The sequence below is a fragment of the Nostoc sp. ChiSLP03a genome (assembly GCF_034531215.2).
Classification (GTDB): Bacteria; Cyanobacteriota; Cyanobacteriia; order Cyanobacteriales; family Nostocaceae; genus Nostoc.
The window spans coordinates 1-24,744 of the sequence record NZ_JAVRBQ020000024.1 but is presented as its reverse complement, the minus strand read 5'-3'; the positions used below and the strand labels follow the sequence as shown (position 1 = coordinate 24,744).

Here is a 24,744-nt window from a genome sequence, read left to right as displayed (position 1 = left end):
CTTTGAGGAAGCCACTGAGCAAGTCGCAGTTCCGTTAAGGTTCTGTCTTCCTCTGGGGTCAGAATGATGCGTAATGGGGCAGGCATAACAAGCTAATTTAGCAGTTTTTCTATCTTATAATTAATTCCACCTACCTACTTATTATGACCTTTATTTTTAATAAAATTAAACTGGTTCAGAAAGTTGCTTATCCAGACGGCGAAACAAAAATAGCCAAAGCGGTAGAGAACTATTAATCGCAATTAGTCGTACTAAATGACCAGTTGTGACAATTTCAACGTTATGATTCAATGCCAGGGAAACCAGGATCATCTCTGCCGATCCTCCTGGTGCTGTGACTAACAGACACGTTAACCAGTCCCAAGAGGTTAATTGCATCGCAAGTATAGCAGCGATCGCTCCAGCTACGAGAGTCATCCCTACAGACATCAAGGCATAGGCGACAGTCCGTTTTTTAAAATTGGGTTTATCTCCCCAATATTCACCAATAGTAATTCCCAGGAGCATTTGACCCAATAAGTTAATTAAAGGCGGCGGACTGAAGCTAATATCACCTACAAAAGGCAGCCAATGTAGCAAAGGATTAAACCCGATACCAATCAACAATGCACCAAAGAAATCGCCAGCGGGAATTTTAAATAATATAGCTGGATAAACTACTAATCCAGTGATCAAAAGTACTAACAAGAGTAATTCTAGTTGAGATAGATCGAAATTGAGCCAAGCACCGTTGATTGGAAGTGTTTGCGGATAGTAATTACCAGTTGATGTTCTAGCGATGAAGGGAATTAGAATAACTACAGAGGTGACGCGAATCGCCTGAACTAGGGCAACTAAGGTAACATTTTTATTGTAATCGGCAGCGATCGCTGCCATAATTCCGACACCGCCAGGAACTGTAGCCAACATTGCTGTCAACAGGTTAGTTTTGCTGACGCGGGAGTAAATGTAACCAATACAGCTGCCACTCATCAGCAGAAACAAGGTAAGAAAAATAAATATGGGAATACAAGAAGCAATACTAGCTAGATTAGCGTGAGCATTGGAAGCACCGACAGTTAAGCCTACAAGTGCCATTCCCACTTTTCTAGCAGTGCGGTTAGGTTGGGGGGAATATTGATAAAAAATTCGACACCCTTGAAGAACCACTGTACCAGCCGCGATTCCGCCAAATATCCAGGCAATCCTGCCAATTTGGAACTTTGCGAGGAGTAAACCCAGAGGTAATGCCAGAAGCATTTCCAACGCAAGGACAATTAGTTGCTTGCTAAATAGCTGTTGTTTGCTAACAACAAGATTTTGATGAGTGTGTTTTTCCAGACTGGGAGTACCACTTACACTTTGATTCATCGATACTAAGCTTTTATTTAAGTCTAAGCTATAGGTGCAAAAGTGGATCTCCAGCGATGCGATCGCCTTCAGTAAAAAGACAAAATTTAAGGTTAGCTCCATCCAAAACGTTTCTTAACATCTGCAACGTTTATTACTGCTGCAACTAACTTGTAGCAAAATTTTTTTTCTTGTCCTAAAGGTTGAAAAGGTTCACCTAAACTAATAGTTAGTCTAAATTTATCAGGTTCAAAATCCTTTAATTCTAGTTCTTGTATAACTTCTTCGCATGAATATATTCCTTCTTCCAAATACTTAAGTTTATCTATCCAAATAGGGTCTGTAATTGGTAAATTATATAAATTTTTACCTAATAAGAAAAGAGTTCGGAATTTTTTCTCATTTTGATAATTATTTCTCGTAATTTGCCATTTTATTTGATTTGGCTTTACTAGTGCTAATGATGACTGAGCCGCTGATTTATTCAGTTCTTCATAACTTATTTCTTTATCTAAATTACCTAATAGTTCGGCAGATAAAAATTGCTTTTTAATTTCTGGATTGAGTAGCTGTCTAGCTTGATTCAAGGTAGGATTTCCTAAGTTTTCCCGTAATTGATTATGCTTGATGAGCCAATTTTCAGGTTGGTGGCATTTTGGCTCAGGTTTGACACATGGAATTCTTATAATGTCAAATATTTTAGGTTCACTGCCATTGTCTAAAGTGTAATGTTCTGGATGTAGAGTGCCATTTTTTTGATTAGAAACTGGACGAAGCCACCCTGAACCATCTGTTTTCATTCCAGCAATACAAGTTCCATCATATTTAATCGATTTTGCAAGGCAAATAATTTCAAAAGTAGGCATTTTTAACCTCTTCTTCACACCCTGGTCAATATAATGTTTAGAGGTGATGAATTTTGATAGCTGTGTCTAGCTTACCTTGCAAATACTCAGCAACTAATCGGCGATGGCAATTATGAGGCTTGGCCTCACTACACAGCAAGCAACCTTCATCCAGAAGGTCTGAAGAAACCTTCTTCTCAATCTGTCTCTCTGTGATGAGTTGATTGAACCTCTCTTCATATATTGCCCAATTTATTTGCTTCTTTTTATATTCGTCAAGAATATCTTTGGTTGGAGCCAACTCAAGAATGTGAATGTATTCAATTCCCCCAATTTTATGGAGAAGATACTCTAAATCATTTTTTTTTGTAAAACCAGCAAGCTGTGAGACGTTGTTAAGTCGCGTATCAATGACTCGCTTAACGCCAGCTTTTAGAAGTATTTCAAAAAATTGTTCAGCTTTCTTTTGGGTGAAGCCGATAGTAAATAAGTTAACTAGCTTGCTCATGAGATTGATATTGTTCTCTATTTGTTTCTTCTACATAAGCTATTTTCTCAGCTTGAAGCTGATATGCTTTTTGAATTAACTCTTCACGCACAACAGGTTTAGCTATAGTATCTGTGTGTCTAGGATTAATATCGTAAGGATTGATATCAAAAAGAGAAAGCTGTTTTCCAGATTGATTTACATCATCAAAATCTTTAGATAGATGCAATAATTTATCTAAGTTATGTATCTTTAGTAATCTTGCTTCTAAGTATTCATGTGACTCTAGTTCACTATTCTTATGAATATGCTGAATTTCTAATCCAGCCTTCTTCAAATGTGGACATACCAAGATAGCTCTATGACAGACGATAGGATCTTGTTCAGCACACATCAAAGTAATTTGGTGTTGTTTAGCACCCTTGATAAGACGATTTAATCCTATGGTAAAGGCTTCTGTTGCAGCAATCAAATCGTAGCGAGCCATACCTTCTACGTAACAACTTCTATCATTGGGACGGGCACCAAGGTGATTACAAAGAGGGACATAAGCAATATTTGTAGTTTTCAGTGCTGCCTTTAAAGAAGCTTGGTTGAATTGCGGAAATCTACGGCTATAAGGACTAGAACGAACATCTGCTACAGCAGTAACTCCATGTTGCATCAAAAGTCTGATAAAAGTTTCTATTGAATTATTTGAGTGCCCAATAGTGAATGTTTTCATAATTTATCATCTACTGTCATATTTTTTAGAGTACTCAAGGCGCTGCTACTGTAATAATAACCAAAAAGAATAGTCCAATAAAGAATAGTCAAATTAAGAGTATTAACCAAAAATCGGGACTGAGAAATACATCTCAGTCCCGATAAAAAAGCGGGTTAACCGCTATTTATATGGTTAACCCGTGCAGCTTTGGGAACGCGCAGAGAAATTGTTATTGCAATACCAACTTCACATTGGCGTTTTGCAGACCGCGTTGTTTCACTTCAGCCAAAGTTTTGTTAACGGCATACTTTTGGTTGATTGAGTTGATCAACTCGGTTTGGTTGTGCTTCTTAGCAACGCCCCACAGGTCAGCGATTAGGTCAAAAGAACCATCGCCATTGCGAGACCAGCCGAGGTCATATTCGCCTTCCAACACAGCAACGATGTCAGAACGGACACGCTGACCGTTATAACCACGGACATCAGCTTCAGTCTTTACGCTGATACCGAGGTCGCGCAAGGAAGCCTTGAGGATTTCGGCATCGGTGATTTTGGTACGCAGGGTGCTAAAGTGAGACATTTGGGTTTCCTCCAATGAGAAGATTGAGAAAAACGACAACGGTTTGTTTTGGGCGAAGCCGCGCTTAACAGGATGCGGCTTTTCTTATAACTGCTAGCATTTTCTGCTAGCCTTTCCCCCTGGGATGGCAGAGGAAAGCTTTTAAAACTCCATTCGCTGATATTCAGCTACGGAGGATGCTGCGGGGCGCGCACGCTGTCTGGCCCAATCTCTCAGAGCCGTTACTTGTTCTTGCATCGTTCGAGACAGCGGCAATGTTGCCTTCAGTGCAGCAATAATATCTAGTTGGGTGAACTCCCGATCTTGGGCAAAAGCTTCATACATTGCCGCAACGATCGCTTGCTCAACTTCTGCCCCAGAAAAGCCATCAGACATCTTGGCTAATTGCTCAAGATCAAATCGAGAGATGTCTTCACGGCGCTTGGTCAGATGAATATTGAAAATATCTTGCCGTTCTTCCGGTGTTGGCAGATCGACAAAGAAAATTTCATCAAAGCGTCCTTTCCTCAAGAACTCACCAGGTAAGCGTTCTACTCTATTGGCTGTTGCCATCACAAACACTGGTGATTTCTTATCTTGCATCCAGGTGAGGAAAGAGCCGAAGATTCTACTTGAAGTCCCTCCATCAGAATCAGATGAACCTCCACTACCAGCAAAGGATTTATCTAATTCATCGATAAACAAAATCGCGGGGGAAATAGATTCTGCTGTTTTCAGGGCGTTTCGCAGATTTGCCTCGCTTCGTCCCACCATTGAGCCGTCGTAGACTCGCCCCATATCTAACCGCAACAGTGGTAAACCCCACAGCCGGGAAGTAGTTTTAGCAATCAATGACTTACCGCAACCGGGAACTCCTAAAATTAACATTCCCTTTGGTTGAGGCAAACCGTACTCTCTCGCTCTTTCTGTGAAAGCGTTAGAGCGTTGCTTGAGCCATCTTTTTAACTCTTCTAAGCCACCTACAGCATCAATAGTTTCATCTTCTTCAATATATTCTAAGATGCCATTGCGCCGAATTAGTTGCTTTTTCTCAGATAAAACTATGTCTACTTCATCTTCCGTTAAACGCTCTTTAGTTACCTGTGCCTTACGGTAGACTTTCTCCGCTTCATCTTTAGTTAGACCCAAAGCAGCTCTGAGAAGTTTTTCTCTGGCTTCTGTTGTCAATCGCCGACCACGATTTTGCTCTATGTGGTGAGTTAAGACTTTATTCAACTCAGCCATATCTGGCAATGTAAAGTCGAGAACAACAACTTCTTTTTCCAGTTCTATAGGTACTTGCTGCATTGGAGACATCAAAATGATGTTCTTTTGCATACCTTTGAAACTAGCGATCGCATCACGTAGCGATCGGTTAGTTGCAGGCGCATCTATAAAGGGATGTAAATCTTTAAGAATAAATATACTTGGTTCTTTCTGTCGGATAATCCACTCAATCGCCGCCTCTGGAGACACGGTATTATGTTGGGTAACATTCCGGGGTTGACCGTACTCAACAATCCCGTGTGTTACTGTCCAAACAAATACCCGACGCTGGGGCTTTAATGACTGGGCGATAGTGGAAATTGCTTGCTCGGCCCGCTCTTCCTCGGAGGTAACAAGGTAGATTAAAGGGTATTGAGCTTGAATTAGGATCTTGAGCTCTTCGTTCATACTTCGACCTACTTGAGACCTTATAGAGACAGTAGAGACATTGCTTCTGGTAAAGACAACCGGATCTGTGAATATCTATTTAGCAATTTAGCAAGGAACTAACTCTTCCTCACTCTTGGGATTGGTTTGATCTTCATCCATCTCGTTAAGAGAAAGATGCTCTTGACCAACTACTCCTGGTTGATTGCCTAAAGTAACCAGTTCCCCATCACGTAAGACTAGTGAGCTATCACAAGTTGGACATGAATAAACTCTATGAGTCCGCCCATAAGAAGAATCTTCTAACTCATCAACCAATTCTTGATTGGATAGGTAAAAACCAAGGGCACGTTCGGCAAGTTCTGACATTGGCTCGGAATCAACTGCTGAACGAATCTTCAGTTTTCTGTGCAACTCTGGCGATAAATACAAAGTGACCTTTTGCTTAGTTTGCGTTTGCATATAACTCTTTAACGGTCTTACCCGGGTATGTATATCAAGTTATCGGTTCTTTTATTGGTTGTCAAGACAGTAAAACGTTTTAACGTCTATTTCGTTACTTTTATTTACATTTGGGTTTGTTGGCATCATTACTAGTAGTCTGCCAACCCAAAATTGCGCTTGTGAGGGCTGGGAAAAAAAGTTCATGTTAAAGGTTAAAGGAGTAAACATATGAGTCCCTTTCCCCCTTGCCCTTAAAAGAGCCAAATTTCCTTGGCGAACCAACTAGTGGCTCTAGCCCTTGAAATTGAGCGATTTATCGCTCACTACGAATCTCTTAAAATTGATGTGGCAGATTATTAGTTAGCTGATTGAGAATAGTGCAATATCAGAGTTTCTGGTATTTCTATGAAATCAGTGACTTTGGCAAAATGTGTGATGTAAATGGCTACTGCTAATCAAATCTCTAGTTTGGGGCGAAGAATTTATCGGTTTGCCGCCAGCGTTAGCGGAGTCATTGCCCTGTTAATCATGCTGTGGGGTTGTACTGCAAATGATTTTAACGCTGGAGCGATCGCATGGAAAACTTATAGCAACTCCCGTTATGGCTTTGAATTTCCATATCCGAGTAATTGGACTTCTTTAGCAACACCAGCTAATGATGATGGAATTGCGTTTTTTTCACCACAGGATAACTCAGTAGAAATTCGAGGGTGGGCAAGTCACCAGTTACCAAATTCTATTGTTACAGAGCAAGAATCTGTGAAAAAGATAAAACCCAACTTTCAAACTGCTCAAGGAGTGTCTGGGGTGCTGGTTATAGAAGTCGATCGACAAGTAGGTTCAATGACACTAACACTAACTCAGAGTCAAGTGAAATACTACTGGCAGGGACGAAGCAAGAGCCAAGAATTTCAAAATTACTATCGTTTCTTTTATTACATTGCCCAGCAGTATCGCATTCCGAAATCTTGAGTTATGGGGCATGGGGCATGGGGCATGGGGCATGGGGCATGGGGCAGAGGAAGAATAAGAACTATTAACTCCTCACTCCGAATAGATTGATCTGCTCTAGTAGGAGTCTTGAAATCGGCAGAGGAAGAATAAGAACTATTAACTCCTCACTCCCAATCCCCAATCCCCAATCCCCAAAATCCACATCTCTTTCAGAATGATGATTGAGAGGGTACAGAAACCTGATAGATTTAGCTATCAGCGAGTAAAAACTGGTGAAGATGAAAGTCCTGGTTATTGGTGGTGATGGATATTGCGGTTGGGCAACTGCTCTTTACCTTTCCAATCGAGGTTATGAAGTTGGAATTTTAGATAGTTTGGTGCGGCGGCACTGGGATAATGAACTTGGTGTCGAAACTCTCACTCCGATCGCACTAATTCAACAACGTCTCCAGCGCTGGCAAGATTTGACGGGTAAATCGATTGACTTGTTCATCGGCGATATTACGAATTACGAGTTTCTCCATAAAACATTACAGCAATTTCAGCCGAATGCTTTGGTGCATTTTGGCGAACAGCGTTCGGCCCCATTTTCCATGATTGACCGAGAACATGCAGTTGTTACCCAGGTCAATAATGTAGTTGGGACGTTGAACTTGCTGTACGCTATGCGGGAAGATTTCCCCGACTGTCATTTGGTGAAGCTGGGGACGATGGGCGAATATGGTACACCCAATATTGATATCGAAGAAGGGTATATCACCATTGAACACAATGGACGCAAGGATACCCTACCTTATCCCAAGCAACCCGGTTCGATGTACCATTTAAGCAAAGTTCATGATAGTCATAACATCCACTTTGCTTGCCGGATTTGGGGATTGCGGGCAACTGATTTAAATCAGGGTGTAGTTTATGGCGTCTTAACCGAAGAAACGGGGATGGACGAACTATTGATTAATCGGCTGGATTACGATGGTGTGTTTGGTACTGCACTAAACCGCTTTTGTATTCAAGCAGCTATTGGACATCCGTTAACTGTCTACGGTAAAGGTGGACAAACTCGCGGATTTTTGGATATTCGGGATACAGTTAGATGTGTAGAATTAGCGATCGCTAACCCTGCCGAAGCTGGAGAATTCCGCGTATTTAACCAATTTACCGAACAATTCAGCGTCGGCGACTTGGCATTGATGGTGAAAAAAGCTGGTAACGCTATGGGATTGAAGGTAGAAATCAATCATTTAGATAATCCCAGAGTTGAAAAAGAAGAACATTATTTCAATGCTAAAAACACTAAATTGCTCGATTTAGGTTTACAGCCTCACTTGCTCTCTGATTCTTTACTCGATTCTCTGTTAAACTTTGCTATCAAGTATCAGACGCGAGTCGATGGCAAACAAATTTTGCCTAAAGTCTCTTGGCACAGAAATTAAGGTAAACCCCAGTAAATCGTGGGTCTAAAATTAGTCGTCATATTTTAGCACAATATGACGACTAACCAGTTATTATTTATCAGGCGTATCATCCAGCTACTACTAAATTTGCCGTTGACTACAGTTATTTTGACTGTGCAGAGTTGATTACACCACGCGAGAGAGTCTATTCTGTGTTTGATACCGAAACGCAAGCAAAGCTGAGATTATCTGCCTGGACTGAATAGTTTTTTATGAGAATTGCCCTATTTACCGAAACCTTTTTACCCAAGGTTGACGGAATTGTAACGCGCCTGCGCCATACTGTCGATCATCTCCAGCGCAGTGGTAATCAAGTATTGGTGATTGCCCCTGATGGAGGCATTACAGAACACAAAGGCGCTAAAGTTTACGGCGTTACTGGCTTTCCTCTGCCATTGTATCCAGAACTAAAAATGGCACTTCCCCGCCCAGCCATTGGGTACGCTTTAGAAAAGTTTAAGCCAGATATTATTCATGTCGTGAATCCAGCAGTTTTAGGTTTGTCTGGCATATTTTATAGCAAAATCCTCAAAATACCCTTAGTAGCGTCTTACCATACGCATTTACCCCAATATCTCCAGCATTACGGCTTGGGGATGCTGGAAGGTTTTCTGTGGGAACTGCTCAAAGGCGCTCATAATCAAGCTGCTTTGAATCTGTGTACCTCCACAGCAATGATTGAGGAATTGACAGCACATGGTATTGAACGTGTAGATTTATGGCAGCGCGGGGTAGATACGGAATTATTTCATCCCGATTTAGCTAGTGTAGAGATGCGATCGCGTCTATCACAAAATCATCCAGAAAGTCCATTATTACTTTACGTTGGGCGACTTTCGGCTGAAAAAGAAATTGAGCGCATCAAACCAATTTTAGAAGCAATTCCCGAAGCGCGGTTAGCATTGGTTGGAGATGGGCCGCACCGTCAAGCATTGCAAAAACACTTTGCTGGCACAAACACTTATTTTGTTGGCTATCTCATGGGACAAGAGTTAGGTTCTGCCTTTGCGAGTGCTGATGCTTTCATCTTTCCTTCTCGTACAGAAACACTAGGTTTAGTACTACTAGAAGCGATGGCTGCTGGCTGTCCCGTGGTAGCAGCCCGTTCCGGGGGAATTCCTGATATTGTGACAGATGGGGTAAATGGATATCTTTTTGAGCCAACAGCAGATATTCAAGGAGCATTAGCTGCTACTGTTCGCCTCTTAGAACAAAAACAACAACGAGATATCATCCGTAAAAATGCTCGTCAGGAAGCAGAAAATTGGGGTTGGACAGCTGCTACCAGGCAGCTACAAGATTACTATCAAAAGGTGATATTTTCTGAAGAGTTGGCAAAATAGGAGGCAGGGGAAGCAGGGGGAGCAGGGGACAAGGAGAATAACCATACCCTATGCCCCATGCCCCATGCCCAAAATCAAAAATTCCTATAACCAAAACAGACTCATGATACAAGCCTATTTATTTATGGGGATTATTAATTTTGAATGCGTGAATTTTTAATTCGGAGCGAAGCAACGTGACACTCCCCAACTCTGGCAGCGTCTTGGCTACATTAACTGAACTGACTCAAGTTAATCGTGCTCATGCCCTACTGCGTCGCGTCAAAGATTTATCTGTTAATGAATTTGTTTGCTTACTCGACTTTATAACTGCTGAGTTCCAGCAATTTCTGAGAGCTATTGAACTAATCAATAATGAAGCTCTAGAAACTATGTTGGAGAAAGTATTAGAAGCTATCACACTCAAAATTGGTCAAATTCTCCAAGCAGAACATACAGCCATTTTTTTAGTTGATTATGACAAAGGTCAACTGTGGTCAAAAGTTCCTCAAGATAATACTCAAAAATTCTTAGAAATTCGCACTCCCATTACAGTCGGTATCCCCGGTCATGTTGCTAGTACAGGTCAATATCTAAATATATCTGAAACTTATACTCATCCCCTGTTTAGCCCAGAACTTGAAAAACAAATGGGCTACAAAATCCGTAATATTTTATGTATGCCCGTTATCAGTAGCAAAAACCAGACTGTAGCGGTAGTGCAACTAGCTAATAAAACCGGGAATGTTCCGTTTAATCATGATGATGAAGAACGTTTTCGAGACTTTGCCGCTTCGATTGGTATTATCCTGGAAAGCTGCCAATCTTTTTATGTAGCGGCTCGTAATCAAAGAGGCGCAGCGGCTTTGTTGCGGGCAACTCAGACACTGGGGCAAAGTTTAGATTTAGAAGCGACTTTGCAGATAGTCATGGAACAAGCTCGAATTTTAATGCAAGCAGACCGCAGCACACTGTTTTTATATCGTAAAGAGCTAAACGAACTCTGGACGAAAGTTGCAGCAGCAGCAGATGGTACAAACTTGATAGAAATTCGCATTCCTGCTAACCGTGGCATTGCGGGATATGTAGCTTCCACTGGTGAAGCCTTAAATATTTCCGATGCTTATAAAGACCCCCGTTTTGACCCGACTACAGATAAAAAAACTGGTTATATAACTCGCAATATCCTATGTTTGCCAGTGTTTAATTCTGCAAATGAATTGATTGGCGTTACACAATTAATTAATAAGCAACAAAGCAGTTTTACTGCTTCTGATGAAGAGTTTATGCGGGCTTTTAATAATCAGGCAGGAATTGCCTTAGAAAATGCTCGGCTGTTTGAAAATGTGCTGTTAGAAAAACAGTATCAAAAAGATATTTTACAAAGTCTGTCAGATGCCGTGATTTCTACAGATATGGCAGGACAGATTGTCACGATTAATGATGCAGCCCTAGAGTTGCTGGGTTGTCCGATAGGAGACGCTAATAGTAAAAACAACAAGCTTTTGTGGGAACAAAATTTGATTGGTCGCCTAGTGTGGGAAGTTGTCCCAATTGAAAATCTCCAAATGCGACTAGAAGATAGTCTAAAAACTGGAGCTAAACATTATGTGCCAGAGCAAAGTTTGATGCTGGGAGTGCATCAAGTTATGAGTGAGGAGTTAGGAGTTAAAAGTGAAACTCAATACTTAGCATTCAGTACTCAGCACTCAATTTTAGCAGTGCGCGATCGCACCAACCCCGATATTTTTATTCCTTGGAATCAACCTCTGACTGCCCAATCTGAGTTTCTCACTTCTGATCGAGTACAAACATTAGAGCGCAATATCAATCTTACTGTTAATCCCCTGACTAACCCAGAAGGCGGTGTACGCGGTGGTTTGGTGGTCTTAGAAGACATTACTCAGGAGAAACGGATGAAAACTACCATGTCCCGCTACCTGACGCCCCATGTCGCTGAACAAGTTATGGCTCTAGGGGAAGATGCTTTAATGGTAGGCGAACGCAAGGAAGTAACTATCTTGTTTTCTGATATCCGTGGCTACACAACACTTACGGAAAATCTCGGTGCAGCTGAGGTGGTATTGCTGCTCAATCAGTATTTTGAAACGATGGTAGAGGCGGTTTTTAACCACGAAGGCACTCTCGATAAATTTATTGGTGATGCCTTAATGGCGGTATTTGGTGCGCCGCTACCATTGACAGAAAATCATGCTTGGAGGGCTGTGCAGTCAGCGTTAGATATGAGACGCCGCTTAGAAGAATTTAACCAACGGCGAATTATCCAGGCGCAGCCGCGAATTCGTATTGGCATCGGGATTAGTTCTGGGGATGTGGTTTCGGGTAATATTGGTTCCCGCAAACGAATGGATTACACCGTCATTGGAGATGGTGTAAATTTAAGTTCGCGTTTGGAAGCGGTAACTAAGGATTACGGTTGTGATATTCTTTTAAGCGAATTTACTTACCAATTGTGCAGTGATCGCATTTGGGTGCGCCAGTTAGATAAAATCCGCGTCAAAGGGAAACACCAGGCCGTGAATATCTACGAGTTAATTGGCGATCGCACTACTCCCTTAGATGCCAATACTCAAGAGTTTTTGTTTCATTATCATACTGGACGCGATGCCTATTTATCGCGCAACTTCTCACAAGCGATCGCCTGTTTTGAAGCCGCCAAATCCATCCAACCCCAAGACCAAGCTGTTGATATCCACCTAGAACGGGCGCGCAATTATCAACAAACTCCGCCTCCAGAGTCCTGGGATGGTGTCTGGACAATATTTACTAAGTAGTCATTTGTCATTTGTCATTTGTTATTCTCCCTATGCCCCATGCCCCATGCCCCATGCCCCATGCCCCATTCAATCTTTAGTCTCTCCCTGGTCATCTTGAAAGGGATCTTCGCCAATTCCTAGCTCTTTTTTTGAGCGTTTCAACTGTTTCCACAGATCCCTTATTTGTTCGTAAGCTACACCTGGAGGCACTTTTCCGCCTGTTTCTAAGTTGCAAATGTAACTTACGCGTTGAGCAAATTCCTGGAGATTTGCATTAAAAACCAAGTTTTCTGGCTTCACCTGACCGTAGTAGCGACCGCGAGGGAAGAGAAAATCATCCTTGTTCACATTTTTATTCTCCATTTATTCAATTCACCTTATGTTGGGGTTTCTGAAGCTGAATTACTGGCTAACCTAATCTTAACTTTTGTCAGATTGGGGTAAATCAAATCGTCCGACTCCTTTTCCAATTGTCGCTCGGCAATTGGTTAATTCAGATTTTGATACTAGAGGATAAAGCTTAAAATACTTTGTGTTGTAAATATTACAAAAAAAGTTGACGCCAAAGTAACTAGAGAGAATATTTGATTTTCCTCCTGGTTCTCAATTTAACTCATCTTCATTTATGAAGTTGAAATTGTAATTAGCTTCAGTCGAAATCTTTAGGTACAAATTATTATGACATACTAGTATGCCTAAGTAACTTATTTTATCACAACTCATGAAATTTCCGAGGTAAAACTACTTAGGTGAAAATACTATATCCGAAAGCAAATTGTCCTCTGTTAAAAGTTAGAGATTTAGTTATAAATATTTGGCAACTGGCTATTAAGCAGCGACCTAGAAGAGAAAATTGGTCTGGGTATTAGTTATTACTTATTTTAACCTGCTTCTGCTTCCTCTTAAATAATCACCAATGGTTAATAGTTAATAACTAAAGATAAAATGGTGAAGCCTCAAAGGACAATTTTTGTCCATCGCCTAAAACACTACCTGCCACCATGTCTGTTAATTCCAAGTTATACGAAGGCAAAGCAAAAATTCTTTATACAACGGACGATCCAGAAGTCTTGTTGGCTGATTTTAAAGATGATGCCACAGCGTTTAACGCCCAAAAGCGTGGCAACATCGAAGGAAAAGGAAAAATTAATTGTAGCATTTCTAGCCAGCTTTTTAAACAGTTGGAGGCTTATGGTATAAAGACTCACTTTATCGATAGTCCTGCCCCGAATCAAATGCGGGTGAGAGCAGTAAAGATTTTACCCTTAGAAGTGGTGATCAGAAATATTGCTGCTGGCAGTTTGTGTCAGCAAACTGGTTTACCAGTGGGTACAATTCTGAAACAGCCTTTGGTTGAGTTCTATTATAAAAACGATTCATTAGGAGATCCTTTGTTGACACGCGATCGCCTGTACCTGCTAGAACTGGCGACTGCGGAACAAGTAGAGACAATTACACATCTTGCATTGCAAATCAATGAATTTCTCAATAACTTTTGGCAACGGTGTGGCATTACCCTAGTAGACTTCAAACTAGAGTTTGGTTTGGACTCACAACAGCAGTTACTCTTGGCAGATGAAATTAGCCCCGACACCTGTCGTTTATGGGATACCGCAGAAAAGGACTCAAACCGCCGGGTAATGGACAAAGATCGCTTTCGCCGAGACTTAGGAAATGTAGAGGATGCCTATCAGGAGGTCTTACAAAGAGTGCTAAAAGCAGTAGAAACTATAAGTTAACCAAGTAAAAACCAAAAGGTGAGAAGGAATTATATTTAACTTTTGCCTTTTGCCTTTTGCCTTGTAAAGTAAAAAAGCAAAAGAAAAAAATTATGTTTTGAAATTTTACCTTTGGCATAAGGGCATTATTGCCTTGTGATGGTGTGTGTGTGGTCGTGAAGAGGAATATAAGTAAAATGCGTTTATCTCCCGTATTGCTGGCAGCAGTAGCAATTGCAGCCCCTTTGGGTGGCTCATTGAGTGCGAATGCAGAAACCGCCAACAATTCCAAACAGACAACAGAAGTTTTGACACTAGAAAAAAATCAACACCCAGAAAAGGACACTGGTCAGGTTAACTCTAGTAAAAGTCTAGAATCTCAACCTAAATCTACAGCAACTATAGAGGCAGAGCGTCCCCAATCCCGCGTCGTCGCAATTTACCCTGCCAACCCAGCAGCAAGCGCGACCCCAAAGGTAATTGTGCCAACCTCCACAACGCCAAGAACTGCACAAACCCCTGAAATTAATTCCAGTCCTACTCAACAGCCGTCTCCGGCTCCAGACATTCCACCGCCAGAAATTCAACAACCAACGCCTTCCCCAACTCCTGAGACCACTCCAGTCCCAGAAAATGTAAATCCACCGACAACAGAACCTTTATTACCCACAACTCCAGAACCATCAGCTACTCCAGATATTCCCCCCCCAGCTAGCCAACAAAGAACACCTACGTTATTCCCAGGTGCTACTCCCAGTCCCCAGAATGTTAATCCACCAACAACTCCGGGCAATACTCCATTCCCAGGTGCTACTCCCAGTCCCCAGAATATAAATCCACCGACAACTCCGGGCAATACTCCAAATACTCCAGTCCCAGGTGCTACTCCCAGTCCCCAGAATGTTAATCCACCGACAACTCCGGACAATACTCAACCCAACACAGCCCCAGAAGCCAATGACCCCCGCGTACTGGTATCGGAAGTAGTAGTTAGATCCCAAGCCGGGCAACTATCACCAGAACTGGAAAGCCAAGTTTACAGAGTAATTCGTACCCAACCAGGACAAACAACTACCCGCAGCCAACTGCAAGAAGATATTAACGCTATCTTTGGTACTGGCTTCTTCTCCAACGTCCAAGCAGCGCCAGAAGATACCCCCTTGGGAGTGCGGGTAAGCTTTGTTGTCCAACCTAACCCCGTCCTCAGTAAAGTAGAAGTGCAAGCCAATCCTGGTACTGGTGTCCCTTCTGTACTACCAGCTAACACTGTAGATGAGGTATTTAAAGAACAGTATGGCAAAATCCTCAATTTGCGTGACTTACAAGAAGGCATCAAGCAGTTAAACAAGCGGTATCAAGACCAAGGTTACGTCCTAGCTAACGTGATTGGAGCGCCACAAGTCTCTGAAAGCGGAGTTGTTACCTTACAAGTAGCAGAAGGGGTAGTAGAAAATATTAGAGTCCGGTTCCGCAACAAAGATGGACAGGAGACAGACGAAAAAGGACAACCAATTCGCGGACGGACACAGGATTACATCATTACCCGAGAAGTGGAGTTAAAGCCAGGACAAGTATTCAATCGCAACACAGTACAAAAAGACCTACAGCGCGTGTATGGACTGGGACTGTTTGAAGATGTGAATGTGTCCCTTGACCCTGGTACCAACCCCAGCAAGGTGGATGTAGTAGTGAATGTAGCTGAACGCAGCAGCGGCTCTATTGCGGCTGGGGCAGGGATTAGTTCTGCTAGCGGACTTTTTGGAACAGTTAGCTATCAACAGCAAAACCTGAACGGTAGGAACCAAAAACTGGGGACAGAAATACAGGTGGGAGAACGGGAACTGCTGTTTGACGTGCGGTTTACCGACCCCTGGATCGCAGGAGATCCTTACCGGACTTCCTACACAACCAATATTTTCCGTCGCAGTTCTATTTCGTTGATTTTCGATGGTAAAGATGAAGATATTAGGACGTTTGATCCGGGTAATCCCACTGATGTAGATTCTCAGGATCGCCCCCGGATTCTCCGTCTAGGTGGTGGTGTCACCTTTACTCGTCCCTTGTCTGCCAACCCTTATAAAACTTCTGTCTGGACTGCCTCAGCGGGTTTACAGTATCAACGAGTTTCCGCCCGTGATGCTGATGGTAATCTGAGAAAAACAGGAGCGGTATTTGATGATGATACTGGAAACCGCCTCAGTGATGAAATTCCATTGACTCTCTCTAGCGGCGGTCAAGACGATTTACTACTGTTTCAAGTAGGGGTACAGCGCGATCTCCGTAATAATCCGCTGCAACCCACTAGTGGTTCTTATCTGCGCTTTGGAGTCGATCAGTCAGTCCCTGTGGGACTAGGCAACATCTTCCTGACCAGATTCCGGGGTAGCTACAGCCAATATTTACCCATTAAGCTGATTAGCCTTAGCAAAGGGGCACAAACCTTAGCATTTAACCTGCAAGCAGGAACCATTGTCGGTGACTTGCCTCCCTACGAAGCTTTTACCCTTGGGGGTAGTAACTCCGTCCGGGGTTATGAAGAAGGAGCATTAGGTAGTGGACGCTCTTATGTGCAAGCATCAGTTGAGTATCGGTTTCCAGTTTTTTCAGTAGTTAGTGGCGCACTATTTTTTGATCTCGGTAGTGACCTGGGAACTAGTACTAGGGCTGCTGAAGTGTTGAACAAAAATGGCAGTGGCTATGGTTATGGCCTTGGCGTTCGCGTCCAATCTCCACTGGGGCCGATTCGGATTGATTACGGTATCAACGATGATGGTGACAGTCGGATTAATTTCGGTATTGGCGAAAGATTTTAATTTGTCATTTGTCATTAGTCATTGGTCATTAGTGAATCACGAAGGACAAAAGACAAAGGACAAAGGACAAATGACAATTAACTTTTCTGGATTAGCTTGCTAATTGTTACATTTACCTCAATACTGTTCCGATAAAGGGATTAATGACATTTTTCAGGGAATATCAGGGATTTTACCAAAACAGACGATGAACAATACTAAAGGAAATATATTGACTTTTCGGCTATGCGACAGCACACTCTAGCAGCCCAAATCACCCAAACAGGGGTGGGACTGCATAGCGGTGTGAATACCCAGGTGCGGATATTACCAGCCGAGGCGGGAAGTGGACGCTACTTTGTGCGGGTGGATTTACCGGATTTGCCAATAATTCCAGCCCAAGTTGCAGCAGTTAGTCACACTGTTCTTTCAACTCAGTTGGGTAAAGGTGAGGTATATGTTCGCACGGTAGAGCATTTGTTGGCAGCACTTTCGAGTATGGGTGTGGATAATGCTCGAATTGAAATTGATGGTCCAGAAGTCCCACTTTTAGATGGTTCAGCAAATGTGTGGACGGCTAATATTGCCCAAGTTGGCTTAGTCTCACAACTCGTTAACAACCAAGTTCCCTTGGCTATTACAGAACCAATATGGGTCTATCAAGGGGATGCCTTTGTATCTGCCCTTCCAGCAGCAGAAACCCGCTTTAGTTACGGTATTGATTTTGACCTGCCCGCTATTGGTAATCAATGGCATAGTTGGTCGCTAACCGCTGAACTAGAAAAAACTTCTGCTCGCTTTGCTGCGGAAATTGCTCCTGCTCGTACTTTTGGGTTACTACATCAAATTGAACACTTACAAAAAACAGGGTTAATTAAAGGTGGCAGTTTGGATAATGCACTCGTTTGTGGCCCAGAAGGCTGGCTAAATCCACCGTTGAGATTTGCAAATGAGCCAGTCCGTCATAAAATCTTGGATTTAGTAGGAGATTTGAGTTTACTAGGAACTTTTCCTCGTGCTCATTTTTTAGCGTATAAAGCTAGTCATAATTTACACATTCAACTGGCTCAGAAAATTTTAGATTTTGGATTTTAGATTTTAGATTCGATCTAAAGTTTGCATCCAGGATTATTAAGGCTTTGGATATACGCTTGCCTACTCAACTTTTAAATAAAAAATCAACTACACGGCCAATGTCAATCCTCACTGAAGTGAATACCATCGATACGACTACACCTACATCTACCGAACCACAGGGTATAAATGAGATTACAATCAGTTCTGAGATTAAAACAACTTTCACATCTGAAGAAATTCAGAAATTGCTACCCCATCGCTACCCATTTTTACTTGTAGACAAAATCATTGACTACGTGCCAGGTAAAAAAGCTGTTGGAGTTAAAAATGTTACTATCAACGAACCCCATTTTCAAGGACATTTCCCTGAACGTCCACTGATGCCAGGGGTGCTAATTGTTGAAGCAATGGCACAAGTTGGAGGCATTGTCCTAACTCAAATGTCTTCGGTAGAAGGCGGGTTGTTCGTCTTCGCTGGTATCGATAAAGTTCGCTTTCGTCGCCAGGTCGTGCCGGGGGATCAACTACTAATGACGGTGGAACTGTTATGGGTAAAACAACGTCGTTTCGGTAAGATGCAAGGTCGTGCCGAAGTTGATGGTCAACTTGCTTGTGAAGGAGAATTAATGTTTTCTTTAGTTAGCTAAAAGTTTGCTTTCGTGGTATGGGTATAGCCGTGAAATGCCCTTGCTGAATCCTAAAACAGGATAACAGTTAAAAAATCCACAATAGCATCTGAATAATTTCTTGATTTTCGCCGCCCTCTCTACGAGACGCACTCACAAACACATTTAACTTGCTTTGCCCGACACTTTCGTTCACTGAAATATTTCACACTCAACAACGCCAGTCGCCTCAATGGGGCGGTAGTCTGTACAACTCTTTTAAGCAGAGTAACGCGCTGCCTCAGAAACCCCGCCTGGCGCTGGATTATTAAGACAGTTCTGGAGATTCACCCTTGAAAACGCTAATTCATCCAACTGCTGTAATTCATCCGAAATCGGAACTCCACCATACAGTGCAAGTCGGTGCCTATGCTGTGATTGGAGAGCATGTCAAAGTGGGCCCTGAAACAATAATCGGCGCTCATGCAGTGCTAGAGGGACCTTGTGAAATTGGGGCGCAAAATCAGATTTTTACAGGTGCAGCCATCGGTATGGAACCCCAGGATTTGAAGTTTGTAGGAGAACCAACCTGGGTGAAAATTGGTGATAACAACTTGATTCGTGAGTACGTTACCATTAACCGCGCTACCGGTGCTGGTGAGGCGACGGTAATTGGCGATGGTAATCTTTTGATGGCTTATGTCCATGTTGCTCATAACTGCGTCATTGAAGACCAAGTAGTGATTGCTAACTCTGTGGCTTTAGCTGGTCATGTTCATATAGAATCACGCGCTAGGCTAAGTGGGGTTTTAGGTGTCCACCAATTTGTGCATATTGGTAGACAAGCAATGGTGGGAGGTATGGCACGTATTGACCGAGATGTGGCCCCATATATGCTAGTAGAGGGAAATCCAGCGCGGGTGCGAACCCTCAATCTTGTCGGACTCAAACGGTCTGGTATGGACTCAGCAGATTTGCTTTTGCTGAAAAAAGCCTTCCGCATTCTCTACCGTTCTGATTTGTCTTTTAAGGATGCTTTGGAACAGTTGGAATTGTTAGGGGATAGCGAAGAATTGCAGCATCTGCGACGTTTCCTTCTACTTTCTCAGATGCCTGGAAGACGTGGCTTGATTCCCAGTAAAGGGAAAAAAGGCGCAAGTGATGAATCGTGAATTAAAAGTTAGGAATTAGGAGTTATGAGTTATGAGTTGATAAATTAATTTTTTTAACTCTTCACTCCTCATTCCTAACTCCTAACTGCTAACTCCTGGAAAGACTTGGGTTAATCGCGTCTCTAACAGCTAACTCCTAACTTTAATTATCAAATGCGGATATTTATCAGCACTGGCGAAGTATCTGGCGATTTACAAGGATCGCTACTAATTTCAGCGCTGAAGCGTCAAGCTGCGGCGATTGGGTTGGAATTAGAGATTGTGGCGCTGGGTGGCGAAAAAATGGTAGAGGCTGGGGCAATTTTGCTGGGAAATACCAGTAGTATTGGCTCAATGGGTATTCTAGAAGGGCTACCTTATGTTTTACCGACTCTTCAGGTGCAACGTCAGGCGATCGCTTCCTTAAAGCAAAATCCACCTGACTTGGTAGTGCTGATCGATTATATGACTCCCAATCTGGAAATTGGGACTTATATGAAACAGCATTTGCCAGATATACCTGTGGTGTATTATATTGCTCCCCAAGAGTGGGCTTGGTCAATAAGTTTGCGAAGAACTAACCGAATTATTGGTTTTACAGATAAGCTGTTGGCAATCTTCCCACAAGAAGCCCGTTACTTTCGCGAGAAAGGCGCAAAAGTTAGTTGGGTGGGACATCCTTTGGTTGACCGAATGCAAGATGCCCCTAGTAGAAAAGCAGCTCGTGCAACATTGGGGATTACACCAGAAGAAATTGCGATCGCACTCCTCCCCGCCTCTCGCCGTCAAGAACTAAAATATCTTTTACCAATTATTTTTCAAGCTGCCCAAACTATTCAAGCTAAATTACCTGAAGTTCGTTTCTGGATTCCCCTATCGCTAGAAGTCTATAGACAGCCAATCGAAGAGGCTATTAAGCGTTACGGTTTACGGGCGGCAGTTCTATCAAGTCAACAAATGGAAGTTTTTGCCGCTGCTGATTTAGCCATTAGCAAATCTGGTACTGTCAATCTAGAACTCGCTCTGTTAAATGTGCCACAGGTTGTAGTTTATCGCCTCAGTCGTCTGACTGCGTGGATCGCTCGGAAAATTCTCAAAGGTTCTATAACCTTCGCATCGCCACCTAATTTAGTAGTGATGAAGCCGATTGTGCCAGAATTTTTACAAGAGCAAGCCACAGCAGAAAATATTACCCAAGCAGCAATGGAACTGCTACTCAATCCCAGTCGCAGAGAGCAAACTTTGCTAGATTATGAAGAAATGCGTCAAAGTTTGGGAGAAGTTGGGGTTTGCGATCGCGCTGCTCAAGAAATTTTGCAAATGCTATGAGGGACTGGGGACTGGGGACTGGGGATGGTGGGGCCCCCTCTGGGGATAAGGGGTAATGGGGACTGGGGACTGGGGACTAGGGACTAGGGACTGGGGACTGGGGACTGGGAAAATTTTGTATATTTAATACTCTATAGTTAATACCCAATTCCCAATCTCTAATACCTAATACCCAATCCCCAGTCCCTAATCCCTTTAGAGGTGTCATGGCTTATGAGATGAAAAAACAACGAGCGATCGCAGTTGACTTATTCGCTGGCGCAGGCGGTATGACTCTTGGCTTTGAGCAAGCTGGTTTTGATGTGCTAGCGTCTGTAGAAATCGACCCGATCCACTGTGCAACACATGAGTTTAACTTCCCTTATGCGAGAGTGTTATGTAAAAGTGTTGTGGATACAACTGGGGAAGAAATTAGGAATTGGTCTAAGATTGGCGATCGCGAAATTGATGTGGTTATTTGTGGCTCACCATGTCAAGGATTTTCCCTAATTGGTAAACGGGCTGTTGACGATCCTCGAAACTCTTTGGTATTTCACTTTCATCGACTGGTTATTGAACTAAAACCGAAATTTTTTGTGATGGAAAATGTTCGGGGAATTACAGTTGGCGAACATAAACAAATCCTCCAAACATTAATTAGCGATTTTAGAATTCACGGTTATAAAGTAGAAGAAAATTATAAAGTTATTAACGCCGCAAATTACGGAGTACCACAGTCCCGTGAGAGATTATTTCTTATAGGTGCAAGGGAGGATATAGAGTTACCGAAATATCCTCAGCCGATTACTAAACAAGCTTTACTAAATAATTTAAATTCTCAAAAAATATCTGATATTCCATCGAGTCCTACAGTATGGGATGCAATTGGAGATTTACCTGAAATAGAAAAATATCCAGAGTTACTAACAAGAGATTGGGTTGTTGCAGACTATGAAAAGCCTAGTAATTATGGTCTTGTACTTCGCGGGATCAAATGCCTAGATGATGATTATTCTTACAAACGAGAATATGATTTGCGAATACTTTCTTCAAGTTTAAGAACCAAACATTCTGCGGAAACTGTTAAACGTTTTCAAGAGACTCAACAAGGCGAAAGAGAAAAAATTAGTCGTTTTCATAAGCTACATCGTGATGGTGTCTGTAATACTTTAAGAGCGGGAACAGATAAGTATAGAGGTTCTTTCACATCTCCGAGACCGATTCATCCGTCTACACCGCGCTGTATCACCGTCAGGGAAGCGGCAAGATTGCATTCTTACCCCGATTGGTTTAGATTTCATGTAACCAAATGGCACGGATTTCGACAAGTTGGTAACTCTGTACCACCATTACTAGCAAAGGCTGTGGCGTCAGAAATTATTCGCAGTTTGAATATTTCGCCTGTTAAGCCGAGTTTGGGATACAAGTTGCCAGAGGAGAAGCTATTACAATTTAATATGTCGCAAGCAGCACAATATTATCAGCGGGACTGGTAAGAATACACTTTGTAATATGTGCAAGGTTAGGCTAAGTCCAAGCACGGAAGAATGTACTATCTTCCCAGATATTAGCAGCCTGTTGAGCGATCGCAGTCAATTCTTCTTTTTTAAGAGGCACAAAAGCTTGTGCTATCTTGACATTATTTTCTAATTGTGAAACATTCTCTGCTGCAATTACACAACAATGAACTCCAGGCTGAGACATTGTGTAACCTAAAGCTTGCTCCATACCTGTCAACCCACCTGATTTAAACAGCTGACCATAAGCCGGGACTTTCATCGCAATCACACCGACATTTTTTTCTTGAGCAGCTGGTAAAACTACTGGAATAAATGGACGTGGGTGGTGTTTGTCGGCAGCATTTACAGGAATCAGTGTAGTATGGAAAGGATAGCGACGTAACCCTTCAGCAATTACTTGAGGGTCGTGATGTCCGGTGATCCCAGCAAAACGCACTAATTTTTGTTCTATGGCTTCTTCTAAAGCTTTAATTGCACCAGATGGACTAAAGATGGTGTCGAGTTCTTCAGAAAAAGAGACGTGATGCAACTGCCACAAATCGAGATAATCTGTATTGAGACGTTTCAGCGATCGCTCCAATTCTCGCCATGCACCATCCCGATCTCTTCGATCCGTCTTGCTTGTGAGAAACACCTTTGAGCGATGGGGTGGTAGCACTTTCCCTAAATAATCTTCACTCGGCCCATAACTAGCTGCTGTATCAAAGTAGCGGATACCAAGTTCCAGCGCTTTTTGAATAATTGCTGTAGCATCACCCTCTTTTCCTTCCCAGGATAGCGGCGTTTGTCCTGCTCCTCCTAACCCGAAGATTGGGAGTTTTACTTCTGTGCGTCCCAGTACCCGTTCTGGCATAGTTACTGGCGGTGTTGCGGTGTTAGTAGTATTTTGCTCAAAAGCATTAGTTACCACAATACCTCCAGTTACAGCAATGCTGGTTATTAGGAAATTACGCCGCGTTTTTCCTTCTGTCATGATTGGGTTCGGGGGCAAAATTACTTTTATTATAAATTCTAGCTAGGGGGGATTAATCTCAATATTCGTATCGAGGTATACCTTTGTCCCTTGAATAGCATCTAGAATTCCCATGCATCTCGTTCTTGGCGAATAAACCGATCCACTTCTTCTGGTGTAGCAAAACTGCCTCTAACAGATCCGATAAAGCTACTTAAAGGCTTTTCAGAATGCTTTGCAGGTGACTCCAGAAGTACAATCACTTCGACAGTTGCACCTGCTGGAAGTTCTGGAGAAGATATTTCTACTACCCCACCAGTTTTGACGATCGCCTGTTGCCTGAGTCCATTAAGCATGATAATTTATCCTCATTAGTGTCAGAATATCGCACTCCTTTTTCTAGTTTAGCTTTGAGGTGCGATTCCTTCTCTATGAGACGCTCCGCGAACGGCCGGCTACACCTACGTACTTACAAATTTTCTATAAACTCTTCTGGTGTAACCTTTGCTTGCTTAAGAACACCACTGAGTGTGCCAACTTTTAACTCACGATGGAGTGGTACAACACAAACAATTTCTCCTTCAAGAGTTGGTTTTTTAAGCACAACATGACTACCAGTTTGTCTAGTTTGAATAAATCCTAAACGCTCTAATACACGAATTGCTTCATTGCCTGATATCCTTGGCAATCTAGGCATAGCCGACCTCTATACTGGTTACAAACCTCGGACTAGTATCAGTGTCGAGCAAAGGACATTCTTCTAAATATAGCCTTGTAGCTTCTTTAAGATTAGCAAGAGCTTCTTCAATTGTTTCACCTTGGTCAACTGTTCCAACTTCAGGACATTCAGCAACATACATATCTTCTTCTTTGTGAAGAATAGCAGTTAATGTTTTAGTCTTCATAGGATTTTCTTTTGATAAAGATAGTCGAGCGTTCACACTTTGGTATCTTATACCAAATTAATATGAAGCTGCATAGAATAGAGCTTCCAAGATAAAGTTATAAGAAGAGACAGAAATTACCTGCTCAAATGTGAGTTGGTCGAAGATTTCTTGGATGCGCTCGCGTAAAGCTTGTAAAGAAGAGAA

Annotated in this window: 23 protein-coding genes; 11 read left to right on the top strand and 12 right to left on the bottom strand. The window is 42.4% G+C overall.

Going from position 1 to position 24,744, the window contains the following annotated elements:
* Positions 1 to 165 precede the first annotated feature (165 nt).
* The 7 genes from RMY32_RS02985 to RMY32_RS02955 form a co-directional block, all read right to left on the bottom strand.
* The gene (locus RMY32_RS02985) at positions 166 to 1,350 is read right to left on the bottom strand and encodes an AbrB family transcriptional regulator (protein ID WP_322713874.1); all 1,185 of its coding nucleotides are present in this window, start codon (positions 1,348 to 1,350) and stop codon (positions 166 to 168) included.
* 92 nt (positions 1,351 to 1,442) lie between these two features.
* Positions 1,443 to 2,195 carry a dual OB domain-containing protein gene (locus RMY32_RS02980; RefSeq protein WP_322713873.1) on the bottom strand — a complete coding sequence of 251 codons (753 nt, stop codon included), beginning with the start codon at positions 2,193 to 2,195 and terminating at the stop codon, positions 1,443 to 1,445.
* 37 nt (positions 2,196 to 2,232) lie between these two features.
* A complete protein-coding gene (locus RMY32_RS02975; protein ID WP_322713872.1) occupies positions 2,233 to 2,682 on the bottom strand; it encodes a DUF488 domain-containing protein in 450 nt (149 codons plus the stop codon).
* On the bottom strand, positions 2,666 to 3,385 hold the full coding sequence (locus RMY32_RS02970) for a DUF488 domain-containing protein (RefSeq protein WP_322713871.1): 720 nt from the start codon (positions 3,383 to 3,385) through the stop codon (positions 2,666 to 2,668). Before RMY32_RS02970 ends, RMY32_RS02975 begins: the two co-directional genes overlap by 17 nt.
* A 211-nt stretch (positions 3,386 to 3,596) precedes the next feature.
* Positions 3,597 to 3,947: a DUF1257 domain-containing protein gene (locus RMY32_RS02965; RefSeq protein WP_094350625.1), complete on the bottom strand. Its 351-nt coding sequence runs from the start codon at positions 3,945 to 3,947 to the stop codon at positions 3,597 to 3,599.
* 141 nt (positions 3,948 to 4,088) lie between these two features.
* Positions 4,089 to 5,600 (bottom strand): AAA family ATPase, encoded by a 1,512-nt coding sequence (locus tag RMY32_RS02960; protein WP_322713870.1) that lies wholly within the window; start codon positions 5,598 to 5,600, stop codon positions 4,089 to 4,091.
* Between the two features lie 87 nt (positions 5,601 to 5,687).
* A complete protein-coding gene (locus RMY32_RS02955; protein ID WP_322713869.1) occupies positions 5,688 to 6,041 on the bottom strand; it encodes a hypothetical protein in 354 nt (117 codons plus the stop codon).
* Between the two features lie 423 nt (positions 6,042 to 6,464).
* Between RMY32_RS02955 and RMY32_RS02950 the strand changes: the two genes are divergently transcribed.
* From RMY32_RS02950 to RMY32_RS02935, 4 genes are all read left to right on the top strand, one after another.
* Complete coding sequence (locus RMY32_RS02950; RefSeq protein ID WP_322713868.1) at positions 6,465 to 6,995, top strand: hypothetical protein; 531 nt, start codon at positions 6,465 to 6,467, stop codon at positions 6,993 to 6,995.
* Positions 6,996 to 7,255: 260 nt separating this feature from the next.
* Positions 7,256 to 8,410, top strand: coding sequence for an NAD-dependent epimerase/dehydratase family protein (locus RMY32_RS02945; RefSeq protein WP_322682062.1), 1,155 nt, complete (start codon positions 7,256 to 7,258; stop codon positions 8,408 to 8,410).
* A gap of 233 nt (positions 8,411 to 8,643) precedes the next feature.
* Positions 8,644 to 9,774, top strand: coding sequence for a glycosyltransferase family 1 protein (locus RMY32_RS02940; protein ID WP_322713867.1), 1,131 nt, complete (start codon positions 8,644 to 8,646; stop codon positions 9,772 to 9,774).
* Between the two features lie 176 nt (positions 9,775 to 9,950).
* Positions 9,951 to 12,548, top strand: coding sequence for a GAF domain-containing protein (locus RMY32_RS02935; RefSeq protein WP_322713866.1), 2,598 nt, complete (start codon positions 9,951 to 9,953; stop codon positions 12,546 to 12,548).
* Between the two features lie 69 nt (positions 12,549 to 12,617).
* Here RMY32_RS02935 and RMY32_RS02930 read toward each other — a convergent pair whose 3' ends face one another.
* A complete protein-coding gene (locus RMY32_RS02930; RefSeq protein WP_322713865.1) occupies positions 12,618 to 12,893 on the bottom strand; it encodes a hypothetical protein in 276 nt (91 codons plus the stop codon).
* A 638-nt stretch (positions 12,894 to 13,531) separates the two neighbouring features.
* Between RMY32_RS02930 and purC the strand changes: the two genes are divergently transcribed.
* From purC to RMY32_RS02895, 7 genes are all read left to right on the top strand, one after another.
* Positions 13,532 to 14,269 carry a phosphoribosylaminoimidazolesuccinocarboxamide synthase gene (purC, locus tag RMY32_RS02925; RefSeq protein ID WP_322713864.1) on the top strand — a complete coding sequence of 246 codons (738 nt, stop codon included), beginning with the start codon at positions 13,532 to 13,534 and terminating at the stop codon, positions 14,267 to 14,269.
* Between the two features lie 176 nt (positions 14,270 to 14,445).
* Complete coding sequence (locus tag RMY32_RS02920) at positions 14,446 to 17,061, top strand: BamA/TamA family outer membrane protein (RefSeq protein ID WP_322713863.1); 2,616 nt, start codon at positions 14,446 to 14,448, stop codon at positions 17,059 to 17,061.
* A 225-nt stretch (positions 17,062 to 17,286) separates the two neighbouring features.
* Positions 17,287 to 18,135, top strand: coding sequence for a UDP-3-O-acyl-N-acetylglucosamine deacetylase (gene lpxC, locus RMY32_RS02915; protein WP_322713862.1), 849 nt, complete (start codon positions 17,287 to 17,289; stop codon positions 18,133 to 18,135).
* A gap of 98 nt (positions 18,136 to 18,233) precedes the next feature.
* Positions 18,234 to 18,764, top strand: coding sequence for a 3-hydroxyacyl-ACP dehydratase FabZ (fabZ, locus tag RMY32_RS02910; protein WP_322671485.1), 531 nt, complete (start codon positions 18,234 to 18,236; stop codon positions 18,762 to 18,764).
* 311 nt (positions 18,765 to 19,075) lie between these two features.
* Positions 19,076 to 19,894 carry an acyl-ACP--UDP-N-acetylglucosamine O-acyltransferase gene (gene lpxA, locus RMY32_RS02905; protein WP_322713861.1) on the top strand — a complete coding sequence of 273 codons (819 nt, stop codon included), beginning with the start codon at positions 19,076 to 19,078 and terminating at the stop codon, positions 19,892 to 19,894.
* Positions 19,895 to 20,047: 153 nt separating this feature from the next.
* The gene (gene lpxB / locus RMY32_RS02900) at positions 20,048 to 21,202 is read left to right on the top strand and encodes a lipid-A-disaccharide synthase (protein ID WP_322713860.1); all 1,155 of its coding nucleotides are present in this window, start codon (positions 20,048 to 20,050) and stop codon (positions 21,200 to 21,202) included.
* A 206-nt stretch (positions 21,203 to 21,408) separates the two neighbouring features.
* A complete protein-coding gene (locus RMY32_RS02895; RefSeq protein ID WP_322713859.1) occupies positions 21,409 to 22,677 on the top strand; it encodes a DNA cytosine methyltransferase in 1,269 nt (422 codons plus the stop codon).
* 31 nt (positions 22,678 to 22,708) lie between these two features.
* Here the strand turns inward: RMY32_RS02895 and RMY32_RS02890 are convergent, their stop codons facing one another.
* From RMY32_RS02890 to RMY32_RS02875, 4 genes are all read right to left on the bottom strand, one after another.
* Positions 22,709 to 23,674: an aldo/keto reductase gene (locus RMY32_RS02890; RefSeq protein WP_322713858.1), complete on the bottom strand. Its 966-nt coding sequence runs from the start codon at positions 23,672 to 23,674 to the stop codon at positions 22,709 to 22,711.
* A 101-nt stretch (positions 23,675 to 23,775) separates the two neighbouring features.
* Positions 23,776 to 24,009, bottom strand: a complete 234-nt coding sequence (locus RMY32_RS02885) for a hypothetical protein (protein ID WP_322713857.1) — start codon at positions 24,007 to 24,009, stop codon at positions 23,776 to 23,778.
* A gap of 113 nt (positions 24,010 to 24,122) precedes the next feature.
* Entirely contained in the window at positions 24,123 to 24,350 is a 228-nt protein-coding gene (locus tag RMY32_RS02880) for a type II toxin-antitoxin system HicA family toxin (RefSeq protein ID WP_322713856.1), read from the bottom strand.
* Positions 24,343 to 24,558 carry a type II toxin-antitoxin system HicB family antitoxin gene (locus tag RMY32_RS02875; RefSeq protein WP_322713855.1) on the bottom strand — a complete coding sequence of 72 codons (216 nt, stop codon included), beginning with the start codon at positions 24,556 to 24,558 and terminating at the stop codon, positions 24,343 to 24,345. Before RMY32_RS02875 ends, RMY32_RS02880 begins: the two co-directional genes overlap by 8 nt.
* Between the last annotated feature and the right edge of the window lie 186 nt (positions 24,559 to 24,744).